Raw genomic sequence first — 11,368 nt, 5'->3', positions numbered from 1 at the left:
CACCCTGACTCTTTGGAGGTTGTCCGCTTGCCTAGCCCCCCTATACTGACCTCGCGGTCAGTTTATGGCTCAACTGTCATTAAACCGCCGTGTTACAACAATACAGTGATGATGCTCGATTTTACTGTCGAACCTGCAAAAAAGGACTCATGCCATGAATAAACTGCTACTGGGCCTCGGAACCGTTGGCCTGGGCGCCACGGCGCTGGCCGCGGCCACAGCCTCAGCCGCCACCGTTGAGTTGCGCCTGATGGAAACCACCGACCTCCACATGCACATCGTCGATTACGATTACTACACCGACAACCAGAACGTTACCGTCGGGCTTGCCCGAACCGCCGCCCTTATCAACGCCGCCCGCAACGAACGTGGCAACAGCGTACTGGTCGATAACGGCGACCTGATTCAAGGCAACCCACTGGGTGACTTCGTCGCCAAAGGCGACGTGCTTCGTTTCGGCGAAACCCACCCCGCATACAAAGCCATGAACCTGTTGGATTACGATGTCGGCAACATCGGCAACCACGAATTCAATTTTGGGTTGGATTTCCTGATCAAGGCGTTAAACGGCGCCAATTTCCCGTACATTTCATCCAACGTCATGGTCGACCTGAGTGATGGTAGTGATCAGCCCTACTTCCAACCCTATCTGATTCAGGAAAAAACCGTCATCGACAACGCTGGCCAGCCGCACGAACTGAGCATTGGCTACATCGGTTTCGTACCTCCGCAAATCATGAACTGGGATAAAGACAACCTCGAAGGCCTGGTCGTCGCCCACGACATGGTCGAAACGGCTGAACGCTTTGTACCGCAGATGAAGGCCGAGGGTGCCGATATCATCGTCGCCATCCCCCACAGTGGCTTGTCGGATGCGGCTCGCCAGGGTATGGACGAAAACGCCACCTGGCACCTGGCCCAGGTAGAGGGTATTGATGCCATCTTATTCGGCCACACCCATGCGGTGTTTCCGGGCAGCCCGGCTTACGACACTATGGACAACGTCGACAACGAGTCTGGCACCATCTTTGGCGTGCCGGCCGTCATGCCCGGGTTCTGGGGCAGCCATCTGGGCATCATCGACCTGACGCTTGAGGGCGAAGCTGGCAACTGGCAAGTCGCTGGCAGCCGCAGTGAAGCACGGCCGATTTTCAGCCGTGAAGATGGGGAAACCGTTGCACTGGTCGAACCGGTTCAATCCATACTGGATGCGGTCGACAGCGACCACCAGGCCACGCTCGACTACATGGCCCAGCGCGTTGGCGAAACCACAGCCAGCATCAACAGCTACTTTGCCGTGGTACAGGATGACCCTTCGGTTCAGGTGGTGAACAACGCCCAGACCTGGTACGTCGAAAATATTGTTCGGGGAACCGAACTCGAAGAACTGCCAATTCTGTCAGCAGCGGCTCCTTTTAAAGCCGGTGGCCGGGGTGGCCCGGATTACTACACCGATGTGCCGGCCGGTGACATTGCGCTGAAAAACGTCGCGGACCTCTACATCTACCCGAATGACCTGAAAGTGGTGAAACTGACCGGAGAACAGGTCATCGAATGGCTGGAGCGGTCTGCTGGCCAGTTCAATACCATCGACCCGAATACCCGCGATGCACAACCGCTGGTTGACGACAGCTTCCCGACCTACAACTTTGATGTGATTGATGGCATCAGCTACCGCATTGACGTGACCGTGCCACCGCGATACAACAACGATGGCGAGGTGGTAAACGACCAGCACCGAATCTTTGATGTTCAGTTCGAGGGCGAGCCCATCGACCCGGATCAGGAGTTCCTGATCGCCACCAACAACTACCGCGCCGGAGGCGGTGGCAGCTTCCCGGGCCTGGATGGCAGCACCATCGTCATCGACGCACCGGATAAAAACCGCGATGTAGTCGCCAACTATTTATTGTCGCAGGGTACCTTCAACCCCTCAGCCGATGACAACTGGCAGTTTGCCAACTGGGGCGACGCGGAGGTGATGTTCAAAACCTCTCCCAAAGCCGAAGCACTGGCGGGTGACAACATGGAAACCGGAGAACTTGATGACGCCGGCTTCCAGGTGTTTACCTTTAACTGATCAGGCACCGGCCTGCAGGTTTCCGTTCCGGCTCCTGCAGGCCTGAAGGCACCCCATCGAAACCCCTCAACGGGGAAGGTGGGCCTTCACCCTTAAGGTTCAGGCCTTTCCCAGGGCGCCAACGGCTGAGTGGCAGCCTGCAACCACTTGATCGCCGCCTTGACCGCTGGGTTGTTTTGCCGGTTTTCAGGCACCAGCGCTTTGACCCAAAGGTCACTGACTGGGAAATCTTTCATAATCGCCTGCACACTGCCTGCTTCGAGGTATGGATTAACAATGTGCCGGGGCAAAATAGCCACACCCAAGTCCTCCTTCACCGCATCCAGCAATACCAGACTGTCATTCACGGTTAAGTCCGGGTGAACGTTAATGTTAATTGACCCGCTTGAGCCTTCAAAAAACCAACTATTACCTGTGGCCAGAAACGACAGACAATGATGACTTAATAAGTCTCTCGGGTGTGTTGGTTCCCCATATTTATCAAGATAACCGCGGGAAGCGACTGCTACACGCGGCATTCTGCACAATGGCAAGTCTGCAACATTGGTGTATGACGAGGGCAAAGCCCCTATGGCAATGTCAAACCCCTCCTCCACCGGGTTTACCGACCGGTCCATCAACACCAGATCCAGTTTTACCCCCGGAAACGACTTCTGGAAAGCGGTGAAAATCTTGCCAAAGTACATCACCGTCAGCGTCGTCGGGCACTTGATACGCAAGTGGTCTTCAATACGCGACCGGGTGCTGGCCACATCCCGGAAGGCTTCGTCTACTTCATTCACGATACTTAAAAATCGGGGATAGTAACGCTCACCGGTGTCCGTTAGTTCAAGTTTGCGAGTTGACCGGATAAAGAGCGTTGCTTTCAGTTGATGTTCAAGCTGATTGACTCGTTTGGTAACGACCGATGGCACTATGTCCAATTCCCGGCCAGCGGCCGAGAAGCTGCCGGTTCTGACAACAGACAGAAAGGTCTTGATGTTATCCAGCGTATCCATGGTTGCTCCTGATCGGCCTATCGGCCTTGATCTTAAAACAGTTTTCGTGAAACGCGAAAGGTGCTGTCTTGAATTCAGTGTTTTTCCGGGAGAAGGATCAGCCTAATCTCAATGCCATAGGGTTTCCCAATAACAATAAACCGGGTAACCACTCAGACTGAAACAGTCCGCCAACACTCATACAACGACTCCCCAGAGGAGAATCGACGGGCTGTTCAAAACACCATCAGAGGAGTACACGAATGGCAGGCACCCCCAGTACTGAGACACGCGTCGTACGGAAAAGCAGCAACGCACCGTTCCAGAAAATCACCGCTGATGTTTGCGTGGTCGGCGCAGGCATCGCTGGCATGTCTGCCGCACTGGAAGCCGCAAGGCTGGGCAAAAAAGTGGTAATGGTCGACAGTCAGCCTGCCTTGGGAGGCCAGGCGGTCAACTCCATCATAGCCACCTTTTGCGGCCTGTTTTCAAATGGTACGCATGGCTATCAGTTTACCTATGGTATCGCCGACGACATCATGAATTACCTCTCCGAACAGGACCAGGCCATCCACTTCCGCAACGGCCCTCGCACCACGGTGGTTTATTACGATGAAGTCGCTTTGGGTCGCTGGGTAGAAGAAAGCATATTGAAGGCAAACATCACCCCGGTAATGGGCGCGATGATTCTTGACTGTAAAGTCGAAGGGGCGCGCATCAAAAGCGTTGACTTCATGACCCGCTATGGCGCCATAACCGTTGAGGCAGACGGATTTGTGGATGCCAGTGGTGATGCAGCCCTGCTGTGGAACGCTGGGTTTGAATGCCGTGAACCGGAAAAGCAGACCGTTTTCGGGACTCAGATGGTAGTGTTGGAAAACATCGACGAGAGCCAGCAACCCACCCGGGATGTGATCGGCCAGCGTATGAAAGAAAAAGGCGATGAATACGGATTGCTACGCCGGGAGGGTCTGGGCTTTACCATTCCTGGGCGGGGTATTGCAGCGATGAACATGACCCACATTGAGACGCCACTTGAACCGGTCGCCGCTTCACAGAAAGCGCTTGAGGGCAAACACCAGGCATCCATCGCCGTCGAATTCCTGAAGAAAGAGTTTCCGGCGTGTTTTGGTCAGGCGCGGATACGTTCATTCGGATTGCCCGGCATTCGACAGACTCGCTGGATCGTCGGTCAACATCACCTGACGGTGGATGAATTGAAAACCGGAAAGAAATTCGATGACGCCATCGCACGCACCGCCTGGCCCATTGAATTGCACGATCATGGAGATGGCCATCACTGGATCACCTTTGATGAAGACCACGTTCACTACGTGCCACTGGGCAGTTTGATTCCGAAGACCTGTGAAAATGTGGTTGCCGCTGGCCGCTGCATCGATGCCGACTCGGCTGCTTTATCGAGTGTCAGGGTAATGGGCCCTTGCATTGCCATGGGAATGGCTGCAGCACATGCTCTGGATCTGGCTGAAAACGGCAATGTACATAACGTTGACCACGCCGCGCTGCGGGAACGGATCGGTGACAACGTAGAAAAACAACACTACCGCTGGACAAAAGAACAACTGGCCAACCCCGTACTGGCATCCTGATTCCGGAGACCCACTGATGCATTTAACGGATTTTGAAAAAGCCATGCTCGACGGTGTAAACGGCCGGGCAAAAGCCGCTGCCATGGACTTGCTGGTCCGTTACGGGGAGGCGGTGGGAGCCGAACGTCTGGTGGAAACCAATAACGTCGCCGGTGCTTTTAACGCCTCAACACCCTCAGTCAGGCACATCGTCGACCAGGGGTTCGATGCCGTTTACTCCGAGCTGAATCTCGACAGTGATGAAGTGGTTGAAATTCCTCATATGGCAGTGAATACCTGGCAACTGATTACCGGCATCGACAATGACAACTGGGCGATCCAGGGTGCCGACGAAAGCCTTGTGCAAATGCAGCGTAATTCAGAAGCCTATCTTGGCGAACGGGGTGTCAATATGTGTGCAACCTGCACGCCCTACCAGGTCGGTAATGTTCCAATCAAAGGCGAGCACTGCGCCTGGATGGAATCATCCGCCGTCATCTACTGCAATTCAGTGCTGGGCGCCAGAACCAACGTGGAAGGTAAGGAAAGCACCGGTGCCGCTGCACTGACCGGGCGCATTCCTTACTGGGGCTATCATCTGCCGGAGAATCGATTTGGTACTCATCTGATCGAAGTCGACATTGCTGTCGATGACATGATGGACTGGGGTCTATTGGGTTACTTTGTCGGCGAGCAGGTTGAAGAGAACAAGCCCGTTCTGAATAACATTGCGCATCATCCCAACATGGTCAAGCTCAAGCACTTTGGTGCGGCGGCAGCCTCCTCCGGTGGTGTTGAGCTATATCACATCCCGGGCATTACCGCCGAGGCCAACACCCTGGCGGAGGCCTTTGGTCCACACAAAGCGGTTGAAACCATTCACTACGGCCGGAAAGAGCGTGATGCGATGTACATGAAGTTGCAAAGCGCAACCGATCGTAACGTTGATTTCATCATGCTCGGCTGCCCGCATAACTCCATCGAACAAATGGCCCTAATAGCCGAGTTACTGCGCGGCAAGCGCGTTCACTCGGATACAGCACTCTGGGTACACACCCCCCGTGCCATTAAGCAAGTGGCTGAACGCAACGGTTACCTTCGTGCCATTGAAGAAGCCGGAGGCGTGGTGATGAGTGACACCTGCCCGGCTATCTCCCGACGCTTGCCCAAAGGTGTTCGGGTGATTGCGACCGATTCCGCCAAACAAGCCCACTACTTACCCGCAATTGCCAATGTTCAGGGCTGGTTTGGTTCGGTAACCGACTGCGTCAAGGCCGCCATCACCGGACAATGGCAAGGGAGCGTGTAATGAGTGAAAAATCCGTCAATACCGAATCCCGGCCTACCCTCGTGATAAAAGGCAGGGGGGTGGTAAAAGGCAAAGTCTCCGGTGAGGCCCTGGTAACCCGGGAAACTATTTCAGGTTGGGGTGGGATCAATGAACGCGAAGGCACCGTCATTGAACGGCGCCATGAGCTGGTTGGCCAGTCATTTTCCGGGAAGGTATTGCTCTTCCCCGGGGCAAAGGGGTCATCCGGATGGTCAGCGTTCTTTCACATGACCCGCCTGAACGGTGTCTCGCCTGCGGCCATGCTATTTACGCGTATGACCACCAAAATAGCACTGGGGGCAGTCGTCACCCGTGTACCGGCCATGACCGATTTTGACCAGGACCCGTTTGAACACATTGAAACCGGCGACTGGGTCGAAGTCGATGCCGATGCCGGCGAAATTCGAATTACCAAACGCAGGCCAGCGGCCTGAACGCATCACGATTGGAGTGAACAGGAACGGAATCGATACGTACGCAAGCCAACCCGTTTATCGGGGTTAAAACAACAACCACAAGAGGGGAAACCCATGTTCCGGAAAACAATAAGAAGTCTCGGAGTCATCAGCAGTAGTGCACTGGTTGCCGGTACTTTGCTTTTTGGTGCAAGTCAGACAGCAGCCGCCGAAGACAATTACGAATGGCCAAGATTCTTCAACGTCATTACACCCATAGTCGGTACCGCCAACCACTCCCTGGCCGTTGCCTGGACCTCTGAGTTTTCAGCCCAAACGAGCTCGCGGTCTCGGGTACTGCCAGGGCCCAATGGTTTCTCCCGCTCTAGCTGGCTGGAAACCGGTGAAGGCCGGATTGCCATGTTGCAAGCCTCCGACTACTTCGACCAGATGGATGGCGTTGAAGGCTTTGCCGCCAAGAACGCAGGCCCCGCCGATACCCGTGTCATGAACGTCAACATGGTTACGCCCTGGGGTTACATGGTTCGCGGTGATTCAGACATTGAGACCATTCACGACATTGGACCCGGCACACGTATTGCGTACGCTGCCAGTTCGTCATTTCTACTGGTTGGCGTCGATGCGCTGCTGGCGTACCTCGATCTCGACCACGACGACGTGACCCTGGTTGAAGTGGGTAACTACGGTGCCAACACCGCCATTGTGGCTGAAGGCCGCGCCGATGTTGCCTTTACGTCTCCACTTTCGGGTCCTAGCTATGAAGCAGAAGCTGGACCCAACGGCATTCGCTGGCTGGAACTGCCCGAAGCGTCTGCCGACCCTGAAGCCTACGCTCGCTATCGCGCTCTGCATACCGGTTATGTACCGGCAGAAACCGAAGCAGGTGTAACCTCGGCCAAAGGCATTCGCATGGACCATGCCTACCAAACCAACCATGTGCGGGCCGATGAAGATGAAGAATTCGTCTACCAGTTGTACAAGTGGATGGACGTTAACCACGACAGCTACAAAGACGACTTTACCCATGCGCACATGATGACCGTCGACAATATGGTTAACTTTCTGAACGAAGGGCATCTGCAGCCATTGCATGAAGGCGCCATTCGTTATCTGGAAGAAAAAGGCCTCTGGACGGATGCCTACCAGACGCGTCAGGACACACTGGTCGACCTGGCGGTTGAGCGAGAGCAACTGTTTCATGACGCCATTACCGCTGCAGAGGCCGAAGGCATCAAGGTTGCCGCAGGCGAAGATGAATGGGTGCAATTCTGGGGCGACTACCGCGCTGCACGCGGTCACGACAAGTCTTACGGCACCATGGTGTCGCAAATCAAATAAGGCTGTTGTTGAGGCCTTCTCCGGATCGGGGAAGGTCTGATTGATTCTGTCAGCCTGATCATTCGGATCCGGCTGTCGACTCCTTTCCGTTAGGTGGAGGCCAGAAGGCCATGACTTCCCAATACAATGATCCGTCCATTGCGGCGAAGATTCCGGAAGAATACGTCGACCGGACTCAGGAACGCTATGAGTCGATGCCGGCGTTTGTCCGCTTCTTGTTGCTGGCCATGTCCGGTGCCGGGGCGTTACTCGCTGTTGTTTATATTTTTGGCATCATCCCGCTGCTGGATGTGACCTATTACTTTTTATTGATGGCCATGTACCTGCCCGTGGCGTTTCTGCTGTTGCCTGCACACAAGCGAGAATTCCGAGCAGGCTGGCTGAGCTATTTGCCCGCCATGGCCATTTTTGGTCTGACTCTACTGATGGCTTATCAGGGCCGAAATCTGGTGTTTCAAACCTGGGTACCCGTCGGTGAACCCTGGCAACTTTGGGTCGCCGCTGCCATTTTCGTGTTGATTCTGGACACCGCACGTCGCTCCGGTGGCATGATCTTCTTGACCATTGTACTCATACTTGGTCTATATCCGATTTATGCCGAATACATGCCGGGCATGCTTTGGGGGCCGCCAACTACACTGGCTCGTACCATTGCTTTCAACGTTTATTCCGGGGATGCCATGCTGGGTATTGTTACCCGGGTTGTCGCTGAAACCATCATCGGCTTTCTCATTCTCGCCGCACTATTGGTAGCAACCGGTGCGGCCGATTTCTTCCTGAAACTCGCCATGGCGATGATGGGCCGTGCCCGTGGTGGCCCGGCCAAGGTATCTGTACTGGCCAGTGGCTTTTTCGGTAGCCTCAGTGGCAGCATTTTCGGTAACGTTGTGAGCACCGGGTCAGTAACCATTCCAAGCATGAAGAAAGCAGGCTTCCCGGGCCACTATGCGGGCGCTCTTGAGGCCTGTGCCTCGACCGGAGGTATGTTAATGCCCCCGGTAATGGGGGCCGTTGCGTTTATTATGGCTGACTTCACCAACACCGAATACGGGGTCATTGTAATTGCCGCGATCATCCCGAGTGCCCTGTATTTCTTTGGCTTGTATGTGCATGTTCATGGCTATGCGTCGCGCAACAACATTCAGGGCATGGATCAGGAAGACCTGCCCAAGCTGCGCGATACCTTACTGGAAGGCTGGCCCTTTATTATTGTGCTCGGCTTTCTAGTTTACGCTCTAGTGGTGTTGCGCCTGGAGCGGCTCGCACCCTTTTATGCCTCTGCGCTATTGATGATTCTCACTACCTTCAAGAAAGAATTGCGTATCAGCCCGAGAAAAGTCCCTGGCGTTATTTTCCAGATCGGCAAAATGCTGAGTCAGACCATGGGCTTGCTATTGCCTACTGCCTTTATTCTGGGTGGCCTGATGGCGACCGGTGTAGCCCCGGTCATCGCCTCGGAACTGGTTCGTATGGGAGGTGGCAGTGTGGTTATTGTGCTCGCTATTGGCGTCGGTGTGTGCATTATCTTCGGCATGCTGGGCATGATTGTCGCTGCTTACCTGATGCTGGCCCTGACACTCGCTCCGGCACTGGAGCAGATGGCAGGTTTAAATACCCTGGCCATTCATTTGTTCATTGCCTACTACGCCACCCTCGCGGCCATCACCCCACCGGTGGCACTGGCGGCGTTTCTGGCGTCGCGCATCAGTGATTCAGACCCGATACGAACCAGTATGCATGCTGCCCGACTGGGTATCGTGCTGTACTTTATCCCGATTTTCTTCCTGTTCGAACCGGCTTTGATCTTCCAGGGGCCGCTGCACCTGACAGCTATCTGGCTAACGATGAACATCATCGCCATTGTGTTGATCGCCGGGGGGTCAGAGGGTTATCTGTTCAAATACGGACGGGTTCGTGCCTGGGCTCGCACCGTTTTGATTATCGGTGGCCTGCTTATCGGCTTTCCGGAAGCCATCACTACGCTGATTGGCTTTGCCATGGTCACCCTGACGCTGCTGCTAAAGCCTTGGGCACAATTGCCGGAAACCTACCTGTCAAGAACCGGATCTGAAACCCAATCAGCCAAACCACAGGTTCAAGTTAACCACGGTTAAGAATGAGGAACGCACAATGACACTGACCATAAAACCATTGACCACACACCTCGGTGGCGAAGCCAGTGGTGTCGATCTTAGCCAGCCACTCTCGCAAGGCATGATCAACGCCATTAATGCCGGGATGGACCAGTACGGCGTGCTGGTGTTTCGTAACCAGCCGCTGTCGCAAACCGAGCAGTTAAACCTAGCAAAATCATTCGGCCCACTGGATATGGGTCTGAAAAAACTCAAGGTCCGCAAAGACCGGCTGGAGCACCCGGAACTGGCCGATCTGTCCAACGTAAACGACGATGCCAGCGGTGTGGTTGAGCCCACCCACAAAAAAATTGTCGGCAACATTGCCAACCAGCTCTGGCACAGCGATTCATCGTTTCAGCGACCGGCCGCCCGCTATTCCATGTTGGCGGCTGTGCGTATACCCAGCGATGGAGGCGACACCGAATACACCGATCTGCGAGCTGCCTATGATGCTTTACCGGAACAGATGAAGGCTGAACTGGCTGAATTGAAAGCTGAACATTACGTGCTGCATTCGCGCTTTTTACTGGGTGATACCGACTACACCGAGGCGCAAAAGGCCACCATACCGCCGGTGCTTTGGCCCATAGTCCGGGTGCACCCGGGTTCCGGGCGCAAGGTGCTGTTTGTAAGCTCTCATGCCCGTGCAGTTGAAGGTATGTCACTGGCCGAAGGACGCATGTTGTTGTTCGACTTGCTTGAACATGCAACCCAGCCTGAATTTCGTTATCGCCACAAATGGCAACCCAACGACCTGGTTATATGGGACAACCGGTGCACTTTACACCGCGGACGTCGTTTCAATTTAAACCAGGTGCGAGAACTGCGCCGGGCGACCACGCTGGACATCGACGCACCGGAACTCACCGCCGAAGAACGCGAGGCAGCCCATGCTTGATATTAAACGACTGGGTATCGATGACGCCGGTCAACTGATTGAAGGAGCACGTCAGCACGCCAACGACATCGGCGTGCCCATGTGCATCGCCGTGGTCGATGAATCCGGCAACCTGATCGCCTTCGAACGGATGAATGGAGGGAAAATATCCAGTATTGGCGTTGCCCAAAACAAAGCTTATACCGCCGGAGCGGCCCGCAAGGCTACTCATGAGTACAATGCCGCCTGCGTGCCCGGAAACCTAGTATTTGGTATCCATACTCAACTCAGCGTAGTGGGCGGTGGCCTGCCCGTCTGGGTGGGTGGTGACTGTGTGGGCGGTATCGGTCTGAGTTCGGGGACACCCGAACAGGATTTGGCCTGCGCCCAGGCAGGAATAGACTGGTGGCGCGAGCGCACTTCCTGACCTCAACATCCTGGCACAACGGCGTAGCCGTTGCGCCAGGATACCCCTGAGCCTACCTGAATATTCCAGAGTCACTGTCCGAACCATGCCTAGTCACCAGCCAGTCTGAATACTTTGATTGACGTCGCTCATTAATTAGACGTCGGTCACAAATCTCGTATTCACCCCCGCAAAAGACGCTTAATTCACCCGCCAAGCA

Annotated in this window: 9 protein-coding genes; 8 read left to right on the top strand and 1 reads right to left on the bottom strand. The window is 54.8% G+C overall.

Features of this window, described 5'->3' with window-relative positions; all coding sequences use genetic code 11:
* Positions 1–154 precede the first annotated feature (154 nt).
* A complete protein-coding gene (locus tag ACHUE7_RS11055) occupies positions 155–2,080 on the top strand; it encodes a bifunctional 2',3'-cyclic-nucleotide 2'-phosphodiesterase/3'-nucleotidase (RefSeq protein ID WP_394170012.1) in 1,926 nt (641 codons plus the stop codon).
* Between the two features lie 92 nt (positions 2,081–2,172).
* On the opposite strand, the gene ACHUE7_RS11050 is transcribed toward ACHUE7_RS11055, so the two are convergent.
* Positions 2,173–3,078 carry a LysR family transcriptional regulator gene (locus tag ACHUE7_RS11050; RefSeq protein WP_394170011.1) on the bottom strand — a complete coding sequence of 302 codons (906 nt, stop codon included), beginning with the start codon at positions 3,076–3,078 and terminating at the stop codon, positions 2,173–2,175.
* A gap of 242 nt (positions 3,079–3,320) precedes the next feature.
* On the opposite strand from ACHUE7_RS11050, the gene ACHUE7_RS11045 reads away from it, so the two are divergent.
* The 7 genes from ACHUE7_RS11045 to ACHUE7_RS11015 all read left to right on the top strand — a co-directional run bounded on the left by ACHUE7_RS11045 (position 3,321) and on the right by ACHUE7_RS11015 (position 11,169).
* A complete protein-coding gene (locus ACHUE7_RS11045) occupies positions 3,321–4,667 on the top strand; it encodes an FAD-dependent oxidoreductase (protein WP_394170010.1) in 1,347 nt (448 codons plus the stop codon).
* Positions 4,668–4,683: 16 nt separating this feature from the next.
* A complete protein-coding gene (locus ACHUE7_RS11040) occupies positions 4,684–5,955 on the top strand; it encodes an aconitase X (RefSeq protein WP_394170009.1) in 1,272 nt (423 codons plus the stop codon).
* Entirely contained in the window at positions 5,955–6,410 is a 456-nt protein-coding gene (locus ACHUE7_RS11035; protein WP_394170008.1) for an aconitase X swivel domain-containing protein, read from the top strand. The genes ACHUE7_RS11040 and ACHUE7_RS11035 overlap by 1 nt, the downstream gene beginning before the upstream one ends.
* Before the next feature lie 96 nt (positions 6,411–6,506).
* The gene (locus tag ACHUE7_RS11030) at positions 6,507–7,730 is read left to right on the top strand and encodes a TAXI family TRAP transporter solute-binding subunit (RefSeq protein ID WP_394170007.1); all 1,224 of its coding nucleotides are present in this window, start codon (positions 6,507–6,509) and stop codon (positions 7,728–7,730) included.
* A gap of 110 nt (positions 7,731–7,840) precedes the next feature.
* Positions 7,841–9,844: a TRAP transporter permease gene (locus ACHUE7_RS11025; protein WP_394170006.1), complete on the top strand. Its 2,004-nt coding sequence runs from the start codon at positions 7,841–7,843 to the stop codon at positions 9,842–9,844.
* Between the two features lie 16 nt (positions 9,845–9,860).
* The gene (locus ACHUE7_RS11020; protein ID WP_394170005.1) at positions 9,861–10,763 is read left to right on the top strand and encodes a TauD/TfdA dioxygenase family protein; all 903 of its coding nucleotides are present in this window, start codon (positions 9,861–9,863) and stop codon (positions 10,761–10,763) included.
* Positions 10,756–11,169 (top strand): GlcG/HbpS family heme-binding protein, encoded by a 414-nt coding sequence (locus tag ACHUE7_RS11015; RefSeq protein WP_394170004.1) that lies wholly within the window; start codon positions 10,756–10,758, stop codon positions 11,167–11,169. Before ACHUE7_RS11020 ends, ACHUE7_RS11015 begins: the two co-directional genes overlap by 8 nt.
* The last annotated feature ends 199 nt before the right edge of the window (positions 11,170–11,368 follow it).

Source organism: Saccharospirillum alexandrii (assembly GCF_043641555.1).
Lineage (GTDB): Bacteria > Pseudomonadota > Gammaproteobacteria > Pseudomonadales > Natronospirillaceae > Saccharospirillum > Saccharospirillum alexandrii_A.
Note: the sequence above shows the minus strand (reverse complement) of the source record. Positions and strands in the feature narration are given on the sequence as shown.

What these genes read in the sequence shown, in the direction of transcription:
- ACHUE7_RS11020 (WP_394170005.1), top strand. Translation starts at nt 9,861, where the DNA reads ATGACACTGACCATAAAACCATTGACCACACACCTCGGTGGCGAAGCC.
- ACHUE7_RS11045 (WP_394170010.1), top strand. Translation starts at nt 3,321, where the DNA reads ATGGCAGGCACCCCCAGTACTGAGACACGCGTCGTACGGAAAAGCAGC.
- ACHUE7_RS11015 (WP_394170004.1), top strand. Translation starts at nt 10,756, where the DNA reads ATGCTTGATATTAAACGACTGGGTATCGATGACGCCGGTCAACTGATT.
- ACHUE7_RS11040 (WP_394170009.1), top strand. Translation starts at nt 4,684, where the DNA reads ATGCATTTAACGGATTTTGAAAAAGCCATGCTCGACGGTGTAAACGGC.
- ACHUE7_RS11025 (WP_394170006.1), top strand. Translation starts at nt 7,841, where the DNA reads ATGACTTCCCAATACAATGATCCGTCCATTGCGGCGAAGATTCCGGAA.
- ACHUE7_RS11055 (WP_394170012.1), top strand. Translation starts at nt 155, where the DNA reads ATGAATAAACTGCTACTGGGCCTCGGAACCGTTGGCCTGGGCGCCACG.
- ACHUE7_RS11030 (WP_394170007.1), top strand. Translation starts at nt 6,507, where the DNA reads ATGTTCCGGAAAACAATAAGAAGTCTCGGAGTCATCAGCAGTAGTGCA.
- ACHUE7_RS11050 (WP_394170011.1), bottom strand. Translation starts at nt 3,078, where the DNA reads ATGGATACGCTGGATAACATCAAGACCTTTCTGTCTGTTGTCAGAACC.
- ACHUE7_RS11035 (WP_394170008.1), top strand. Translation starts at nt 5,955, where the DNA reads ATGAGTGAAAAATCCGTCAATACCGAATCCCGGCCTACCCTCGTGATA.